At 74.5% G+C, this 17815-nt stretch carries 17 protein-coding genes; 4 read left to right on the forward strand and 13 right to left on the reverse strand.

Features of this window, described 5'->3' with window-relative positions; genetic code table 11:
- Positions 1-256: 256 nt before the first annotated feature.
- Positions 257-1585 (reverse strand): radical SAM protein, encoded by a 1329-nt coding sequence (locus ACQYWQ_RS28440; protein ID WP_431038635.1) that lies wholly within the window; start codon positions 1583-1585, stop codon positions 257-259.
- 103 nt (positions 1586-1688) lie between these two features.
- Positions 1689-2717 (reverse strand): LLM class flavin-dependent oxidoreductase, encoded by a 1029-nt coding sequence (locus ACQYWQ_RS28445; RefSeq protein ID WP_431038637.1) that lies wholly within the window; start codon positions 2715-2717, stop codon positions 1689-1691.
- A 65-nt stretch (positions 2718-2782) separates the two neighbouring features.
- Between ACQYWQ_RS28445 and ACQYWQ_RS28450 the strand changes: the two genes are divergently transcribed.
- Complete coding sequence (locus ACQYWQ_RS28450; protein WP_431038639.1) at positions 2783-3271, forward strand: HAD family acid phosphatase; 489 nt, start codon at positions 2783-2785, stop codon at positions 3269-3271.
- Positions 3272-3323: 52 nt separating this feature from the next.
- Here the strand turns inward: ACQYWQ_RS28450 and ACQYWQ_RS28455 are convergent, their stop codons facing one another.
- A complete protein-coding gene (locus ACQYWQ_RS28455; protein WP_431038640.1) occupies positions 3324-3776 on the reverse strand; it encodes a hypothetical protein in 453 nt (150 codons plus the stop codon).
- A gap of 30 nt (positions 3777-3806) precedes the next feature.
- Complete coding sequence (locus ACQYWQ_RS28460) at positions 3807-4046, reverse strand: dodecin (RefSeq protein ID WP_431038642.1); 240 nt, start codon at positions 4044-4046, stop codon at positions 3807-3809.
- A 309-nt stretch (positions 4047-4355) separates the two neighbouring features.
- Here ACQYWQ_RS28460 and ACQYWQ_RS28465 point away from each other — a divergent pair, with 309 nt between their 5' ends.
- A complete protein-coding gene (locus tag ACQYWQ_RS28465) occupies positions 4356-5630 on the forward strand; it encodes an extracellular solute-binding protein (RefSeq protein ID WP_431038644.1) in 1275 nt (424 codons plus the stop codon).
- 231 nt (positions 5631-5861) lie between these two features.
- Here the strand turns inward: ACQYWQ_RS28465 and egtD are convergent, their stop codons facing one another.
- From egtD to ACQYWQ_RS28490, 5 genes are all read right to left on the reverse strand, one after another.
- A complete protein-coding gene (egtD, locus tag ACQYWQ_RS28470) occupies positions 5862-6830 on the reverse strand; it encodes an L-histidine N(alpha)-methyltransferase (protein WP_431038645.1) in 969 nt (322 codons plus the stop codon).
- Positions 6827-7582, reverse strand: coding sequence for an ergothioneine biosynthesis protein EgtC (gene egtC / locus ACQYWQ_RS28475; RefSeq protein ID WP_431038647.1), 756 nt, complete (start codon positions 7580-7582; stop codon positions 6827-6829). The genes egtD and egtC overlap by 4 nt, the downstream gene beginning before the upstream one ends.
- Positions 7582-8931: an ergothioneine biosynthesis protein EgtB gene (egtB, locus tag ACQYWQ_RS28480; RefSeq protein WP_431038648.1), complete on the reverse strand. Its 1350-nt coding sequence runs from the start codon at positions 8929-8931 to the stop codon at positions 7582-7584. The genes egtC and egtB overlap by 1 nt, the downstream gene beginning before the upstream one ends.
- Positions 8928-10256: an ergothioneine biosynthesis glutamate--cysteine ligase EgtA gene (gene egtA, locus ACQYWQ_RS28485; protein WP_431038649.1), complete on the reverse strand. Its 1329-nt coding sequence runs from the start codon at positions 10254-10256 to the stop codon at positions 8928-8930. Before egtA ends, egtB begins: the two co-directional genes overlap by 4 nt.
- Before the next feature lie 264 nt (positions 10257-10520).
- Positions 10521-10994 carry a type II toxin-antitoxin system PemK/MazF family toxin gene (locus ACQYWQ_RS28490; protein WP_431038650.1) on the reverse strand — a complete coding sequence of 158 codons (474 nt, stop codon included), beginning with the start codon at positions 10992-10994 and terminating at the stop codon, positions 10521-10523.
- Positions 10995-11410: 416 nt separating this feature from the next.
- Between ACQYWQ_RS28490 and ACQYWQ_RS28495 the strand changes: the two genes are divergently transcribed.
- The gene (locus tag ACQYWQ_RS28495; RefSeq protein ID WP_431038651.1) at positions 11411-12847 is read left to right on the forward strand and encodes an aldehyde dehydrogenase family protein; all 1437 of its coding nucleotides are present in this window, start codon (positions 11411-11413) and stop codon (positions 12845-12847) included.
- 186 nt (positions 12848-13033) lie between these two features.
- Here ACQYWQ_RS28495 and trxA read toward each other — a convergent pair whose 3' ends face one another.
- On the reverse strand, positions 13034-13435 hold the full coding sequence (gene trxA / locus ACQYWQ_RS28500; RefSeq protein ID WP_431038653.1) for a thioredoxin: 402 nt from the start codon (positions 13433-13435) through the stop codon (positions 13034-13036).
- A 141-nt stretch (positions 13436-13576) separates the two neighbouring features.
- Between trxA and ACQYWQ_RS28505 the strand changes: the two genes are divergently transcribed.
- Positions 13577-15028: a dihydrolipoyl dehydrogenase family protein gene (locus ACQYWQ_RS28505; RefSeq protein WP_431038655.1), complete on the forward strand. Its 1452-nt coding sequence runs from the start codon at positions 13577-13579 to the stop codon at positions 15026-15028.
- 46 nt (positions 15029-15074) lie between these two features.
- On the opposite strand, the gene ACQYWQ_RS28510 is transcribed toward ACQYWQ_RS28505, so the two are convergent.
- From ACQYWQ_RS28510 to ACQYWQ_RS28520, 3 genes are all read right to left on the reverse strand, one after another.
- Positions 15075-15515, reverse strand: a complete 441-nt coding sequence (locus ACQYWQ_RS28510) for a protein-tyrosine phosphatase family protein (RefSeq protein ID WP_431038657.1) — start codon at positions 15513-15515, stop codon at positions 15075-15077.
- 399 nt (positions 15516-15914) lie between these two features.
- On the reverse strand, positions 15915-17054 hold the full coding sequence (locus tag ACQYWQ_RS28515) for a PrsW family intramembrane metalloprotease (RefSeq protein ID WP_431038659.1): 1140 nt from the start codon (positions 17052-17054) through the stop codon (positions 15915-15917).
- On the reverse strand, positions 17051-17683 hold the full coding sequence (locus tag ACQYWQ_RS28520) for a hypothetical protein (protein ID WP_431038661.1): 633 nt from the start codon (positions 17681-17683) through the stop codon (positions 17051-17053). The genes ACQYWQ_RS28515 and ACQYWQ_RS28520 overlap by 4 nt, the downstream gene beginning before the upstream one ends.
- Positions 17684-17815: the final 132 nt, after the last annotated feature.

A 17815-nucleotide genomic window follows, 5' to 3' on the forward strand; every position in this document is an offset into this window, starting at 1 on the left:
CGGTGCGGTCGGGGAGGCGCACGGTGCTGTTGGCCGTGGCGTGTTCGGCCTGCCGCTGGACGAAGCGGACCCGGGCGCAGCGCCCGGGGACGAGGGCGGCGGCGCCGCGCGCGGCGAGCAGGACGGGGCCGCGGCGGACGGCGCGCGTGCCGCACCCGTGGGGCGGCATCCGCCTCCGGGTACGCCGCGGCCCCCGTACCGGCGGTGGCGGCTGTGGTACGGGGGCCCGCGCGGGCCGTCACGGGAAGCGGCGGCGTCACACGACGCTGGGCGCCACCGAGCTGTTCGGGTCGAGGCTGTCCATGAAGGAGCTGACCGAGAAGACGGCGTTGCCCGCGCCCGCCGGGCCGTAGCCGGGGGGCGAGGAGAGCCCGTACTCCTCCATCGTCGCCCGGTACGCCTGGAGCAGCCGGATGTGGTACTCCAGCGGCGCCCCGCCCGGGTTCGTCCTGCCGAGCGGCGTGGTGGGCTCGGGGCACCACGTCGTGAAGCGCGGCGTGATCCCGTGCGACATGAAGAAGCGCAGGCCCTCGGTCGTCGACGCGATCGCCTCGTCCACGGTCGTGAAGCCGAAGGGCTCGGCCATCTCGACACCGGCGACGAAGTTCGGGATGACGTTGCGCGCGCCGAAGATCTCGGCCGAGTCCAGGATGCGCTTGTGCCACTCGTCGCGGCCGACGTAGCGCTCCTTGCCGGGGCAGTACAGCTCGAAGAGCCGCCGGTCCCACACCTCGAAGTTGGGGTGGTAGATCTGCACCCCGTAGTCCTTGAAGCGCTGGACGTCGTCCTTGGGCAGCGCCTGCGCGACGACCTTGCCGATCCAGCGGCCGGGGAAGCGCTCCTCGATCGCCTTCGCGTAGTGCCCGTAGAAGTCCGCCTCGTCGCGCCCGGCGACCTTCGAGGTGATCGCGCCGCCGGTGAGCGTGTACGCGGTGGACGTCTTGCCCGTGTCGTACTTGTCGATGATCTCCAGCGCCTCCAGGACCTCGTCCACGTCCTTGACGCCGGTGTACGGGCGGCCCGCCGCCTTGTGCTGGCGCCAGTTGTGGTTGATGTCGCAGTACTGGCACTCCTCCTTGGCACCGAAGTACTGGCAGACCCGGAACACGGTGAGGTAGATCAGGTAGCCCCACTGGATCGTGGGCGCGACCTCCATCACCGACTTGCCGTTCGAGAGCTTGTGCTTGTAGTACTCCGGCATCGGCGGCACGCCCACGTCCGCGATCCGCTTGCCGTCGAGGAACAGCGCGAGCATCCCGTCCTCGTCGGCGGCCACCCGGTAGGGCGAGGCCGGGTTCACGCGCACGGAGACGACGGTGCGACGCAGGTCGTAGGGGCCGCCGGTGAGGACGATCTCCTCCGGGGGGCGGCGCAGCGCGGCCTCGCCCAGCTCGGGCAGCGTCCCGTGGTCGAAGGAGAAGATGAAGTACGACTTCGGTTTGACCTCGCCCGACTCGTTGTCGCTCAGCGCCGACTTGTCGAAGGCGACACCGCCGCGCAGCAGGTCCTCCTTGAAAACCGCTTCCTTCGGCACCCCGGGGAACCGGTCGAGCAGGTCCTCCACCAGGGCCGTACGGCTGTCCATCCTCACTCCTCACTCTCCCCCGTGTCCTGGCCGCCCACGGTAGACCCCCGCGCACGGCACGTCCGGCACCCCTCCTGCCCCGCAGGGCCGGGGGCACCGGGATCTATTGTCCGGTTCGCTCCGCGAGCCCGGTCAGGCGGGCCAGCCTCCGGTACGAATCGAGCAGCGCGGCGCGGTCGTACGTGCTCGTCGTCACGAGGTACTCGTCCGCGCCCGTACGGGTCAGCAGCCGCTCCAGCTCCGCGGCGACCTCCTCGTCCGTGCCCGCCACGTGCCCGCGCAGCGCGTCCTCGTACAGCGGCCGCTCGCGGTCCGTCAGAGACCGCCCCGCGATCTCCTCCGCCGGGAGGAGCCGCGGGAAGACGCCCCGGGTGCGCGACCACATCGAGGCGTACGCCTCGGGAAGGAGCAGCCGGCGTGCCTCCTCCGCCGTCCCCGCGACGGCGATCGTCCCGGAGAGCACGACGTACGGGTCCGGGTTCCCCGGCGAGGGGCGGAAACCCGTGCGGTACGCGTCGAGCGTGCGCAGCAGCTCGTCCTCGCCGCGTACCGCCGCGATCACGAGCGGCAGCCCCGCCCGCGCGGCCAGGTCCGCGCCGCGCCCGGTGGCGAGGACGAAGAGCGGCGGGCGCAGGCCCTCCGCGGTCACCGCGTGCACGCCCTTGTACGTGGACTGCGTGCCGTCGAACCAGCCGCGCAGCTCCGCGAGCTGCTCGCCGAAGCGCTCAAGCGCCGCGTCCTCCTTGTCGTGCCCGAGCGCGCGCCGCACCTCGTTCGTGAAGCCGACCGAGCGGCCCAGGCCGAGATCGGCGCGGTCCGGGTGGAGCCCCGCGAGGACCCCGAACTGCTCGGCGACGACGAAAGGGCGGTGATTGGGCAGCATGACGCCGCCCGTACCGACCCTGATCCGCTCCGTCGCCCCCGCCACGGCCGTCGCGAGCACGAGCGGGGCCGCTCCCGCGACACCGGGCACCCCGTGGTGCTCGGCGACCCAGAAGCGGTGGTACCCGAGCGCCTCCGCCTCGCGGGCGAGGGCGACCGTGTCGCGCAGGGCCTCGCCGGGGGAGTGTCCCTCGCGCACGCGGGAGCGGTCGAGTACGGAGAACGTCGTGGTGGCGATGGCGGAGGTCACGCGCTGATCAACGTCCTGGGCGCGAGCGGGATTCCCCGCGGCCCGGTGCCCCGTACCGTGGGGGCGTGCGCGACACCCGGCCGCTGGCCCTCTTCGATCTCGACAACACGCTCTCGGACGCGGGGCACAGGCAGCACTTCCTGCGCGGCGCCCGCAAGGACTGGCGGGGCTTCTTCGCCGCCGCCGTCGACGACCCGCCGCTCGCCGACGGGCTCGCGCTCGTGCGCGGCACGGAGGCGCAAGGCACGGCGATCGGCTACCTGACCGGGCGTCCGGAGCGGTGCCGCGCCGACACGGTGCGCTGGCTCGCCGCGCAGGGGCTGCCCGAGGGGCCGCTGTGGCTGCGTGGCGACGCCGACCGCAGGCCGGCCAGGGTCACCAAGCTGGAGCGGCTGCGCGCCCTGGCCCGTACCCGTCCCATCGCCTTCCTCGCCGACGACGACGAACTGGTGTGCCGCGACGCGGAGGCCGCGGGCTTCCGTGTCGTACGGGCGGTGTGGGGGCGCGAGGCGACGGAGCTGCACGCGGCGCAGGAGAAGGACGGGCGGACGTGAGCGCCGCCCGGATTCCGCACGGCGTTCAGAGTTTCCGCGGTGTGCGGCGTCGTTACGGCCCCCAGTGCGCCCGGTGCGCCCAGTGCGCCCGCAGCGCCGCGAGCCGCTCCGCGTCCACCTCCGGGGGGACGTAGGCCCTCGCTCGTACCGCCGAGAGGAAGTCCACCGGGAGGCGGACGTGCGCACGGGCGACGTAGTGCGCGAGATCGAGGCGCCAGACCCAGGTCCCGTCGGTGAGGAGCGAGGCCGCGCGGGTGAGCGGCGGCGTGTGCGGGGCGAGGGCGTCCGGCAGCGCCGCCCGTTCGGTGTGCAGGAGCAGGCCCGCGCGGAGGTAGGCGAGCAGCTCGGGCTCGTCGGACTCGCCCCGTGCCCGTGTGGCCGCGCCCAGCGGGCCCGCGTCGCGCGCGGGACGCGGGCGCCGCCCCGGCAGCCCGGAGAAGAAGCCGAGCGGGATTCCCCGCGCACGGACGCGGCCCGGCGGCGCCTCGGCCTCGCCCGCCCGCACGGTCCCGCTCCCTGCCGCCCGCCCGCGCCCTCAGGCCGCGTCGCCCGTCGCCCCGTCCCCCGCCCCGTCAATGCGGAAACCGACCTTCAGGCCCACCTGGTAGTGCTCGATCTCGCCGTTCTCGATGTGCCCGCGCACCTGCGTGACCTCGAACCAGTCAAGGTTGCGGACCGTTTGGGCCGCGCGCCTGATGCCGTTGCGGATCGCGTCGTCGCAGCCCTCGGTGGACGTGCCGACGATCTCGGTGACCCGGTAGACGTGCTCGCTCATCGCGTCGCTCTCCTCGCAGTCGTACGGTCGCTGGCGCCGCCCGCCGTGGCGGGTGACGCACGGCAGGTGCCCGTTCCACGGTGACGCACTCCCGGCGAGGGCGCGAGGCGAAGCCGCCGCGCGGAGGTGGCGCGCGGGCGGCGCGGGAGCCGTGGACGGCGAGTGACCACTTCGTGTCTTTCTCGTGTCCCGGACACCACTTGACCCCCCGCAATGGTCCATACCAAACTCGTGACGCACCCGTCACGCGCCGCAGGCGTCCCCCACGCCGGGTCTCACCTGCCTGTTCGCGGACAGAAAGCCACCCACGTGAAGAACCACCGTCTGCTCGCCTCCGCCGCGTTGCTCACCTCGACCGCCGTCCTGTGCGGCTGCGGGGTCCTGCCCGGCTCGGGCGGGGACCGTAAGACCGTCACCGTGTGGCTCATGAAGGACAGCGCGTCCGCCTCCTTCCTCAAGCGCTTCACCGAGGACTTCGAGAAGCACCACGACGACCTGAGGCTCGACATCAAGATCCAGTCCTGGAACGGCATCGTCGAGAAGGTCGGCAAGGCGCTCAAGGGCGGGGAGGGCGTCGAGGTGCCCGACGTCGTGGAGGTCGGCAACACACAGGTGGCGCGGTACGTCGACCAGGGCGGACTGTACGACCTGACGCTGGAGTCGATGCGCGACCTCGGCATGGACGACTGGCTGCCCGGCCTCGCCGAGCCGGGCCGCTTCAACGGCTCGCAGTACGGCGTGCCGTGGTACGCGGCCAACCGCGTCGTCATCTACAACAAGGACCTCTTCGACCAGGCCGGGATCACCAAGCCCCCGCGCGACCGCACCGAGTGGCTGCACGACACCGACCTGCTCAACCGGGGCGGCAACCAGGGCATCTACCTCGCGGGCCAGGACTGGTACACCCTCTCGGGCTTCGTCTGGGACGAGGGCGGCGACCTCGCCAAGGAGACGGCGGGCAGCTGGAAGGGCAGCCTCGACACCCCGAGCGCGCTCGCGGGGATGGACTTCTACTCCCAGCTCCAGGCACTCGGCAAGGGCCCGAAGACCGCCGACGAGGAGCACCCTCCGCAGGCGCAGGTCTTCGCCAAGGGCGGCGTGGGCCAGATCATCGCGGTCCCGGGCGCGGCCTCCCTGATCCTGGAGCAGAACCCGGACCTCAAGGGCAAGCTGGGCTTCTTCCCCGTCCCCGGCAAGACCGCGGCCAAGCCGGGCGCGGTCTTCACGGGCGGCTCCGACCTCGTCGTCACGCGCCGTTCCGACGACCATGAGGCGGCGCTCGAGGTCGTCGCCGAACTCGCGGGGGAGCGCTGGCAGAAGGACCTCGCCAAGACGATGAACTACGTCCCCAACAAGACGACCCTCGCGGGCGCGGTCTCCGACGAGCCCGGCGTCGCCGCGATGGCCAAGGGCGCCAAGTCCGGCCACGCGACGCCCAACTCGCCCCGCTGGGCGAAGGTCGAGGCGGACAACCCCATCAAGACCTACATGACGAAGGTCCTCACCGGCGGCGACAAGGAGGAGGCGGCGCGCACGGCCTCGAAGGCGATCACGAAGGCACTGGACGTCAACAGGACGGGCTGAGGAAGCGCGGCGTCCTTCGCGGGGGGGGGCGTCCCGTGCGGAGTTCGCCCGCCGGGCGCGGAGCGGGCGTACCGGGCGCGGCGTTCGCCGTACCGCGTGGAGTCCGGGCGCTCCGGCGTGAAGCCGGGGCGAGCCGGGCACCCCCCGCGGGTGAGGGTGTGGTGAGGTCCGTTCCCGCCGGTCTCCGCTGCCAACGCACCGGAGGCCGACGGGAACCGGGCCTCGGGTGGCTCAGGCCGCCGCCACCTCCCACAGCGACAGCGCGAAGCGTCCCGCCCGGTCCGTCCACCACTCGGCCGGGGCGAAACCGGCGGCGGCGAGTTCGGCGCGCAGGCCCTCGGGGCGGAACTTCGCCGAGATCTCCGTGCGCAGGTCCTCGCCGGCGGCGAACGGCACCGTGAGGTCCACGGCGGGGATCTTCACGGTCATCTCGCGCAGCGCGCGCAGCCGCATCTCGATCCACTCGCGCTCCGCGTTCCACACCGCGACGTGCCGGAAGGCGTCGGGGGCGAAGTCCGCGCCGAGTTCACGGTTGAGCACGTGCAGCACGTTCTTGTCGAACTCGCTCGTCACGCCCGCCGCGTCGTCGTACGCGGCGAGCAGCGTCGCCTCGTCCTTCACGAGGTCCGTGCCGAGGAGCAGCAGGTCACCGGGCGCGAGGACGGCGCGCAACGAGCCGAGGAACGCGGCGCGTTCGGCGGGCAGGAGGTTGCCGAGCGTGCCGCCGAGGAAGGCGAGCAGGTGCGGCCCAGGAGTCTCGGGCAGCGCGAGCGGCGCGGTGAAGTCGGCGACGAGCGCGTGGACATCGAGCCCCGGATGCCGCGCGGCGATGGCCTCGCCCGCCTCGCGCAAGGCGCTCTCGCTCACGTCCACGGGCACGTACGCGCGCAACTCGCCCATCGCGTCGAGGAGATGACGCGTCTTGTCGGACGAGCCCGAGCCCAGCTCGATGAGCGTGGCCGCGCCCGAAGCGGCCGCGATCTCCCCGGCCCTGTCGAGCAGGATCTCCCGCTCGGCGCGCGTCGGGTAGTACTCGGGCAGGGTCGTGATCTCGTCGAAGAGCCGCGAACCCCGCGCGTCGTAGAACCACTTGGGCGGCAGCCACTTCGGTGTCGCCGTCAGTCCTGCGCGGACATCGGCGCGCAGCGCCTCGCCCGTCGAGTCCACGGGCAGGGTGCGGGTCAGGGCGAACGGGCTCACTGGGACGGCTCCTTGAGCGGGGTCAGTACGAGGTCGTCGCGGTCGGCTTCGAGCAGGGTCAGGTCGGGCACCGCGCGCCAGGCGGGGTCGTCGTCGTACGGCTCCGACGCGACCACCACGAGCCCGGGCGCGCGCAGGTACGTGAGCGTGTCGCCCCATGCGGTGGCGACGATCCTGTCCCCGTCCGTCATGAGGAGGTTGAGCCGCGCCCCCGGCGCGGCCTCGGCGACCTCGACGACGGTCGCGGCGAGGGCTTCGCCCGGCGGTATCCCCGCGTCGAGCCGCTGCCGTACGAGCGCCCACACGAACGCCGCGTCGCAGCGTGCCTCCAGGCCGAGCAGCAGCGGCGCCGCCAGCCCGGGGACGAGCGGCGCGAGGCTCTCCGGCCAGCCCGGTACAGCGCCGTTGTGACTGAAGAGCCACGGCCCCGCCGAGTACGGTGCGCTCGCCGCCTCGTCGTCGGGCCCGGGCTCCGTCGCGTCGCGCACGGCGGCGAGCAGCGCCCGGCTCCGTACCACGCGGCCCAGGTCCCGTACCCCGGGATCGCCCCACAGCGGCCCCGCCCGCCGGTAGCGTGCGGGCACCGGGTCGCCCTCCGCGTACCAGCCCACGCCGAAACCGTCCGCGTTGACCGTCCCGTGCCGCTGCGCGCGCGGCGCCCACGACTGGCGGTGCAGCCCGTGCGGCGGCAGGAACAGCCGGGTGCCGAGCGCCTCGGGGGTCTCGCTCAGCACCGCGAGATGGCGGCACATCAGGCGCCCTCCCCGAAGGCCGCGTCGCGCGCGGTGCGGAAACCCGCGAAGATCTGCCGCCGGACCGGGTAGTCCCAGTTCCGGAAGGTGCCGCGCACAGCGACCTCGTCCGCGCCGAAGGAACCCCCGCGCAACACCTTGTACTCCGGTCCGAAGAACACCTCCGAGTACTCCTTGTACGGGTACGTGACGAAGCCCGGGTACGGCAGGAAGTCGCTCGCCGTCCACTCCCACACGTCACCTATCAACTGCCGCGCCCCGTATGCCGATGCGCCCTCCGCGTAACTTCCTGCCGGGGCCGGGCGCAGGTGCCGCTGGCCGAGGTTCGCGTGCCGCGGGCCGGGCGGCTCCTCGCCCCACGGGAAGCGGCGCGCCCGCCCGCTCGCCGGGTCGTGCCTGGCCGCCTTCTCCCACTCGGCCTCCGTGGGCAGCCTGCGCCCCGCCCAGCGCGCGTACGCGTCCGCCTCGTACCAGCTCACGTGCACGACGGGCTCCTCGTCCCGCACCGGCTCGACGTGCCCGAAGCGGCGCCGCAGCCACGTACCGCCCTCGCGCCGCCAGAACAGCGGGGCGCGCAGGCCCTGTTCGCGCACGAGCCGCAGCCCCTGCGGGTGCCACCAGCGCGGCTCCTCGTAGCCGCCGTCCGCGAGGAACGCCGCGTACTGCCCGCACGTGACGGGCGTCGTGTCGAGCCAGAAGGAGGGGACATGGCGCCGGTGCGCGGGGCGCTCGTTGTCCAGCGCCCAGGGCTCCGTGGACGTCCCCATCGTGAACTCGCCGCCGGGGACGAGGACTTCGTCCGGCATCCCGCGCGTGTCCGCCGGAGCGGGATCGGGTGCGTCGAGCACCGCGGGCCCCGAGCGGAGCTGGTGCGTGATGAGCATCGTCTCGTCGTGCTGCTGCTCGTGCTGGGCGACCATGCCGAAGGCGAAGCCCGCCTCGGTGAGTCCGGCGCCGAAGTCCCCGCCCCCGAACCGCGCCCCTTCGAGCAGGTCGAAGACCCGCCCGCGCACCTCGGCCGCGTACCGCCGCGCCTCGGCGGGCGGCAGCAGCGGCAGCGAGGGCCGCTCCGCGCGCGGGTGCTCGAAGGCGTCGTAGAGCGGGTCGATGTCCGGGCGCATCGCGTCGCGGCCGGCGACCGCGCGCAGGAGCCACAGCTCCTCCTGGTTGCCGATGTGCGCGAGGTCCCACACGAGCGGCGACATGAGCGGCGAGTGCTGCGCCACGAGGTCGGGTTCGTCGACCGCGTCGGTGAGCAGCGCGGTACGGGCGCGTGCGGTGCGCAGGCTGCGCAGGGCGAGGTCGCGGAGGGTTTCCGCGTCCTGGCCCGGTTCCTGTACGGCGGTCATGACACCACGTCCTTCCTGCCGAGGCCGCGTGGGGCGTCCGTGCCCCACAGGCCGGGCGCGGCGGCGAGCGAGTCGAGGGAATGGGCGAGCAGGTCGTCGGCGGGGCAGCGGCCCCGCGCCACGTACCGCTCGGTGAAGCCGGCGACGAGCGCGCGCATCGCCGCGGGCGCCCCGAGCCGTTCCAGCGCCCCGGCCGCCGCCTCGAAGCACACGTGCGCCGCGGCGGCGAGACCGGGGTCGGTGAGTCCGTCGCGGGCCGCCGCGAGCCACAGGGGCGAGCGCGGGGGCGGGACGTCGCCGAGGCGCTCGGCGAGCGGAGCGACCGCCCGGTACGCGGCCTCGGCCGCCTCCTCGTCGTCGAAGAGGGCGCCGACCACGGCGAGCGGCACCACCCAGCCGTCCTCACCCGACTGCGCGTCGATCATCCGCAGTTCCAGGTGGCCCCGCGCCCGCACCGGCGGGAACAGCGTCGTGACGTGGTAGTCGAGATCGGCGGCGACGGGCGCCCGCCCGGCCGCGTCGGCGCGTACGCCCTCGCGCGCCCACGCGCGCAGCGTGAGCCCCTCGGGCACGGGCCAGGGGCCCTCGTCCGACCGTACGCACATCACCGGCGCGTCCAGGACGTGCCTGCTCCACGCCGTTCGCGCGTCCGCGTCGAGCGCGGGCGCCGCCGTGCGGCCCGGGTCGATCGCCGCCCACAGCGCCTGCCGCGTCGAGCGCCAGCCCGTGGCGCGGCCCGCGAGGAAGGGCGAGTTGGCGAAGGCAGCGACGAGCACGGGGCCGAGCAGGTGGGCGAGGCGCCAGCGGTGTTCCAGGCCCAGCGGGCCGGGCCCGGGAAGCCCCGCGTCGACGCACACCTGTACGGAGGCGGAGGAGCACATCATCGCGCGCCCCGACGAGCCGGTGCGGTCGAGCACACGCTCCATCGCCTCGTACCTGGGCTCGCGCAGGCGCCGCAGCGGGGCGCGCCAGGGATCGGCGCCCGTCCCCGCGAGCGCGAGCCCGAGCGGGGCCAGGGCCGCCCGTACGGCGGCGAGATCCTCGCGCATCGCCGCCCAGCAGGCGGCGAGCGAGGGGGCGGGCAGCGAACTGAGTTCCAGCTGTCCGCCGGGTTCCACGGTGAGCGGCGCCGAGAGCGGCAGGGCCCGCACCGTGGCGAGCGCCTCCTCGTACTCCGCCGCGCTCAGGACATGACCGGGCCGCTCGGGGGCGTGCACCAGCCACTCCAGCTCGACCCCGACCGCACGCGGCGGCCCGGTCTTGAAACAGACGCCGCGCACCAGGGCTTCCAGTTCGGCCCCGCTCACGGCTACTTCGTCCGGCATCGTTTCCTCCGCTCGGGCCCTTGTGAGTCCCCGCACAGGCCCTGTGCGAACAGGTCCCTGTGCGAAGCCTCAAGCCAAGACCAGCCCCCTGCATCCCACAAGGGCACATGGCGGCCCGGACCGCCGCCGAACGGGTGAAGGAGCGCTTTTCGGCCCTTTGCGGTACCGCCGCACGCCCCCGGGTCGCGGTGCGCGCGAGAAGGACGCGAGAAGGGGCGGAGGAGCGCGGGGGCCCGGGCGGCGCGCCTCGGGCCCCCGCCGTGCTCACTGCCAGCCGTACCGCTCCCGCAGGCGGGCGACGACCGTGTGGAAGCGCATCCGGTCCAGCGCGCACGCCTCGCGCCGCATGCCCTCCTCGTGCAGCCGCAGGACGCGGTGCAGGGCGACCCAGGAATCGCGGCCCGTGCGGTCCCAGGGGCCGTTGCCCAGGAAGACCCAGTCGCGGTCGTCCGCGTGCGGCTTGCTGGAGAGCTGCACGGCGAGCAGCGTGCCCGCCTCCTCGCGGGCCACGACGAGTACCGGGCGGTCCTTGCCGCGTCCGTCGTTCTCCCGGTAGGGCACCCAGGTCCACACGATCTCGCCCGGGTCGGGGTCCCCGTCGTGGGCGGGCGCGTACGAGGTGCGCACCCGGCCCGCGTCGGCCGCCGCCGCCTCGCTCGTCGCGTGCGGGCCGAAGCGGCCCGGCACCGCGCTGTCGTCCGCAGGTCTCTGCGCCTGATCATCCGTGAAAGCAGTCACGAGGACACGGTAGTTGTCGCCCGCACGCGCGAGCGCACCGCGTCCGGCCCGGCGCCCGACCGACGTGGCCTGCGGAATGCTCCGCCAACTCGGCTGAATCGCAAGGCCGGAGGGAATGCTTCCGGAGAGAGGGGGGAGAAGGGCGGGTTGTCCGGGGCCAGGAGGGGCGCGGGACCGGCGAATCGGAAGCGAAACGGAAGCGCGGCCGAAGCACTGCGGAACCCGTGCCCCACGATCAAATGGCATGACTAGGATGATCGATGCTCCACCAGATCTGACCGGTTGTGAGCATTCGGCAGCGAGCCGGTGGTTCCGCGCGCCCGCCCCCCCACCACGCGAACCCGGTGCCGCCGTGTGCCTCGGCCTCCCCGCCCGCCGGGGACCATCCCGGACCACACCGACTGGAGACGCACCCGATGCCCCTGCTCGATCCCGCCGCCTGGCAGCCCCGCCCGCTCTCGGGCGCCGAGCACCCCGTCACCGAGCCCGCCACCGGTGACACACTGGGCCACTACCACCTCGCCACCACCGGGGACGTGGCCGACGCGGCACGCGTCGCCGACGCCGCCCGCCACACCTGGGCCGCCCGCCCCTACGCCGCGCGCGCCGCCGTACTGCGGCGCGCGGGCGAGCTGTTCACCGAGCACGCGGCCGAACTGCGCGACTGGATCGTGCGGGAGACCGGATCGATCCCCGGCAAGGCCGAGTTCGAACTCCACGTCGCCGCCGAGGAGTGCTTCGAGGCCGCCGCGCTCGCCTCCCGCCCGCTCGGTCAGGTACTCCCTTCGGAGGCGCCCAGGCTCTCGTACACGCGCCGCGTACCCGTCGGTGTCGTCGGCGTCATCGCGCCCTTCAACGTGCCGCTCATCCTCGCGATCCGCTCCGTCGCTCCCGCGCTCGCGCTCGGCAACGCCGTGCTCCTCAAGCCCGATCCGCGCACCGCCGTCAGCGGCGGCCTCGTCCTCGCCGCCGTGTTCGCCGCCGCCGGGCTCCCCGACGACGTCCTGCACGTGCTGCCGGGAGACGCCCCGACGGGCCAGGCCCTCGTGGCCGACCCCCACGTCCCCGTCCTCTCCTTCACGGGTTCCACGACGGCGGGCCGCGCCGTCGGCGAGGCCGCGGGGCGTCACCTGACCCGCGCGCACCTCGAACTCGGCGGCAACTCCGCGCTGATCGTGCGCGAGGACGCCGACATCGACGCCGTCATATCCACCGCCGCCTGGGGCTCCTTCTTCCACCAGGGACAGGTCTGCATGACGACAGGGCGGCACCTCGTGCACGCCTCGCTCTACGAGGAGTACGTGGCACGGCTCGCCGCCAAGGCCGACGCGCTCGCCGTCGGCGACCCCTACCGCGAGCAGGTCCACCTCGGCCCCGTCATCGACCAGGGCCAGCTCGGCAAGATCCACCGCCTCGTCGAGGCGAGCACCGCGCGCGGCGCCAGGCTCGTCGCCGGCGGCACCCACGAGGGCCTGTTCTACCGGCCCACGGTCCTCGCCGACGTCGACGAGGACACCCGGGCGTACACCGAGGAGGTCTTCGGGCCCGTCGCGCCCGTACGGTCCTTCGCCGACGACGACGAGGCCGTCAAGCTCGCCGCGGCGAGCCCCTACGGACTCGCCCTCGGCATCGTCACGCGCGACACCGCGCGCGGCGTCGAACTCGCCGAGCGCATCCCGACGGGGATCGTTCACATCAACGACCAGACCGTCAACGACGAGGCGGTCGCGCCCTTCGGCGGCCTCGGCGCCTCCGGCACCGGCGCCCGCTTCGGCGGCGAGGCCAACCTCGACGCCTTCACCGAGACGCGGTGGACGACCGTACGGGCCGACGTGGCCGCCTACCCCTTCTAAGCGGCCCCGCCCTGCCCCTCCCCCCCCGGCCCCGCCCGAAGAACGCGCAGGCCATGACCGTACGAAAAAACCGTCCCCCTCACCCGAACGGGTGAGGGGGACGGTCCGGGACCGCGGGAGACCGGTACGGAAGGGGTGCTCCGGCCCGCACGCGGACCCCGGTCCTCCTGCCGTCGCCCGCGTGACTCAGGCCGTCTCGCCCGGCTGCGGGGACTCCCCGCCCGTCGCCTTCTCGGCCTCGGCGATCGACTTGCGGACCTCGTCCATGTCGAGCGCCCGCGCCTGCCCGATGACATCGGCGAGCGCGGCCTCGGGCAGCGCGCCGGGCTGCGCGAAGACCGCGACCTGGTCACGGACGATCATCAGCGTCGGGATCGACTGGATACCGAAGGCGGCGGCCAGCTCGGGCTGCGCCTCGGTGTCGATCTTCCCGTAGACGAGGTCCTGGTTCTCCTCGGACGACTTCTCGTAGACCGGGGCGAAGGAGCGGCAGGGACCGCACCAGGACGCCCAGAAATCGATCAGGACGAACTCGTTGTCCGTCACGGTCTGGTCGAAGTTCTCCTTGGTCAGCTCCACAGTGGGCATGCTTTTCCTACTTCCTGGTCTGTCCTGGCACATCGATACGGCCCGGATGCGAACCCGTCAGGACAACGGTGCCGCGTCAGGGCGTATTCCGTCCCCGCTACCCCCGTGGCGGGGACGCACACACTTCGACAGACTGGAGTCATGACGGACACCCGAACCGAGGCCGAGCAGCACACCTACGACGTCGTGGTGGTGGGCGCGGGCCCCGTCGGCGAGAACGTCGCCGACCGCACCCACGCCCAAGGCCTGAGCACCGTGATCGTGGAGAGCGAACTCGTCGGCGGCGAATGCTCGTACTGGGCCTGCATGCCCAGCAAGGCGCTCCTGCGCCCCGTACTCGCGCAGGCCGACGCACGCCGCCTGCCCGGGCTCGCGCAGCAGGTCACCGGGCCCCTGGACGCGGCCCCCGTACTGGCACGCAGGGACTCCTTCACCTCGCACTGGAAGGACGGCGGCCAGGTCGAGTGGCTCGACTCGGTCGGCGTACCCCTCGTCCGCGGCCACGGACGGCTCGACGGACCCAGGACCGTCGCCGTCACGACCCCCGATGGCACCGTCACACGGCTCACCGCCCGGCAGGCCGTCGTCCTCGCCACCGGCAGCCGCGCCAAGCTTCCCGAGCTGCCCGGGATCGCCGAGGCCAAGCCGTGGACGAGCCGCGAGGCCACGAGCGCCCAGCAGGTGCCCGGCAGGCTCGCGATCGTCGGCGGCGGCGTCGTCGCCGTCGAGATGGCCACCGCCTGGCGCGGGCTCGGCGCGCACGTCACGCTGCTCGTACGGGGCGAACGCCTCCTCGACCGCCTGGAGCCCTTCGCCGGGGAACTCCTCGCCAAACAGCTCGCCGAGCACGGCGTCGACATCCGCCCCCACACCTCCGTCGCCGAGGTCTCCCGCTCCGGCGTCACAGGAACCGTCTCGCTCACGCTCGGCGACGGCTCGACCCTGGAGGCCGACGAAGTCCTCTTCGCCACGGGACGCGCCCCGCGCAGCGAGGACCTCGGCCTGGAGACGGTGGACCTCGAACCCGGCGCCTGGCTGGAGTCCGACGACAGCTGCCGCGTCCCCGGCACCGACTGGCTCTACTCGGTCGGCGACCTCAACCACCGCGCGCTCCTCACCCACCAGGGCAAGTACCAGGCCCGTATCGCGGGCGCGGCGATCGCGGCGCGCGCGAAGGGCGAGACGGTCGACACCTCGCCGTGGTCCCCCGCGCAGACCACCGCCGACCACGTGGCCGTCCCGCAGGTCGTCTTCACCGATCCCGAGGTCGCCGCCGTCGGCCTGACCCTCGCGGAGGCCGAGGCGGCGGGCCACCGCGTCCGCGCCGTCGACCAGGAGATCGGCTCCGTCGCGGGCGCCGCCCTCTACGCCGACGGCTACACGGGCCGCGCCCGCCTGGTCGTCGACGAGGACCACGGCTTCCTGCGCGGCGCCACCTTCGTCGGCCCCGGCGTGAGCGAACTCCTCCACTCCGCGACGATCGCGATCGCGGGCGAGGTACCCGTGTCCCGCCTGTGGCACGCGGTCCCGTCCTACCCGACGGTCAGCGAGGTGTGGCTGCGGCTCCTTGAGGCGTACCGCGACGGGAGCTGAGGACAGGCGCGGGGGCGGGGACGTTCGCCGGGCCGCGCGGTCCGGCTCACGCCGCCCCCGCCCCGTACCGCCGCACGAAGCGGCGCTGCCACGGCGTCTCGACCGCGCGCGGGTGGTAGCCGGCCCGTACGTACGCGACGGCCTCGTCCGCGGGCACACCGTCGAGGACGGCGAGGCAGGCAAGAGCCGTGCCCGTACGCCCGATACCGCCCCCGCAGGCGAATTCCACCCGCTCCCCGCGCGCCCGGTCCAGCGCCTCCCGCAGCACCGCGGCGAACGCCGCGCGATCGGACGGGAGCCGGAAGTCCGGCCACCGTACCCAGCGCGCCGCACGCCCCGTCACCCCCGGGTCCCCGCCGAGCAGATACACCCCGAACTCCGCGCGCTCGCCCGCCGGTTCCCCGTACCGCAACCCCCGCCCCCGCACGAGCACCCCCGAGGGCAGCCGCAGCACCCCGGCCCCCGCCCCGTCCCACGTCATCACCATCCCCGTACGGTACGACCCCGGGCCGCCCCCGCGACCCGGCCCGGCCCCCCGCGCGCTCGCCGCCCGCTCGCGCGCCGCGGGGCCCGTACCGCCCCGCTCCCGCGGCTCAGCCCGCCCGTGCCTCCGCGCGGGCCGGTGGGGCCGGAGCCTCCAGAGGGCAGGGGGCCTCGCGGTTCAGCGCGTCGCGGTGGACCAGCTCGGGGGTCTCCCCGCCGGGACCGGGGTCGCCCGTGCTGAAGGTCCCGCCGCACGGACACGTAGCCGATGCCATGAGTCTTCCCTTCGCAGAATCTGGGCGATCCTATGCCCCGGCCGGGCCCGCGTCATGCACCTTCCGCGGGTCGGCCGGGAGCCCGGGCGCGCCGGGCGTCAGGGGCGTACCGTACGCGCCCGCCGCCTTCAGTAGCCCGCGACGCCCGAAGGGACGTACCGCGCCTCGGCCACCCGGGCCCGCAAGGCCGCCTCGATCGCCGGGCGCGGGCAGCCCGTGCCCGCACGCTCCTCCAGGAGGTCGAGCTGGGCCACCATCAGCCGCGCGTACCGCTCGCGTTCCGCTCCCTGCGGCACCGCCGCCCGCGCCCGGCGGCGCCCACGCCTGCTCAGCAGCCGCTCCGCGCCCGGCGCGACCCCCGGCGCACGCAACTCGGCCCGCGCACGGTGCCGGTAGGCGTGGCGCAGGACGATCCAGAAGGAACCGGCGAGGAGGAAGTCGAAGGCCGCCTTGACCCCCGTGCCGAGCCCCCCGCCGAGGAACGGCGCGTTGAAGAGCCAGTGCATGCCCACCGCCGTCAGCACGCACGCCGCCGCGCCCGCGCGCCGCCGCCGCGCCGGGCCGGGCGAACGGCTCAGGAGCAGCCCCACGCCCGTTCCCGCGACCGCCGACATCGTCCAGTGCGAGCCGAGCCCCGTGTACAGCACCCGCCCCACCACGGACTGGAGGGCCCCGTCGCCCGGCGCCGTACCGCCCGTCGCGATGACGCCGTTGAGCGCGTACGTCCAGTTCTCCGCCATCTGGAAACCGAGCCCCACGAGCGCGCCGAGCACCCAGCCGTCCAGCGGCCCGCGCATCCGCGCGGGGAACGCCGCGCCGAGCAGCACGATGCCCGCCGTCTTGATGCCCTCCTCGTTGAGCGGCGCGGTCAGCGCCGCACCCCATGAAGAGGTGAAGTCGATCCCCGCGGTGCGCGACCACACCGCGGAGAGCCCGCCGTTGGCGAGCAGCGCGCAGCCCGTCGCCGCCGTCGCCCCCCACGCGACTCCCGCCCAGCTCCACTTCCTCGGCGGCGTGCGCACGGGCCGCACCCGGCGCAGCAGCGTGAAGGCGACGTAGAGCACGACGGCGAGGAGGAAGCCGGACAGGAGCGCGGGCCCGGGGAAGGCCCGCGCCGTGCCGGAGAAATTCCACACGAGCACGCCGAGCCCGAAGAGGCAGAGGACGACGACGGCCACGCCCAGCCGGCGGCGCGCCGCCCAGTCGCGCACCTCCCTGAACCGCGCCGGCGCGGGGACAGGGGCCGTGGCAGGCGGCGCCGCGCTCACGCCGCGCCGCCCTCGAAACGGGCGCTGCGTGCCAGCGCGTACCCCTCCCGCAGCGCGACCGGCTCCGCGCCGCGCCCGCCGAGCACCACCACCGTCACGGCGAAGTCCTCGTCCGGCGCGGCGAAGGCGAAGGCGCGTCCCGCGCGCCCGCCCTGCTCGGCGCTCCCCGTCCGCCCCTGGCGGCCCTCCGCCGTACGGGCCTTCTCGGGCGCCCCGAGCCGCGCGCCCGCGTCCGAGGCCCGCAGCACGTCCCGCAGCCCCGGCCACAGCCGTCCAGCCGCCTCCGTGGTGAGGAGGTCCACACGGCTCGCCCTGACCCGCACTCCCGCGCGGCTCAGCAGATAACCGCTGTCCGGGTCGCTCGCCGAGCGGGACAGCTCCCAGCCGTCGCCGCGCACCCGCAGGATCACGCGCCCGGCGCCCTCGGGGCCGATCGTGAGCCGCGCCCCGTCACGGACCGCCTCCTTGTCGGGCAGCGCCCGTGCGACGAGCGGCCACCCGGCGGCGAGCGCGACGACGGTCGCGAGCGCGAGGAACACGGCGGCGGGCCGCAGGCGGGTCCCGGCCCCCGGGGCGACCGGGGGCGCGGGCGGCTGCGGGGACGCGGGAGGGAGCGCGGGGCTGGGCATACGCCACTGTGGGCACGCGCAGGGGGAGGCCGCGCGAGCGGTACGGCCGTACGGTCGACAGAGCCGCACCGAACTGGGGACACGGGTCCCGTTCCCCTCCGCACCGAACTGGGGACACGGGCCCCCGTTCCT

Origin of the sequence: Streptomyces sp. P6-2-1, assembly GCF_050613165.1 — a bacterium.
Classification (GTDB): domain Bacteria; phylum Actinomycetota; class Actinomycetes; order Streptomycetales; family Streptomycetaceae; genus Streptomyces.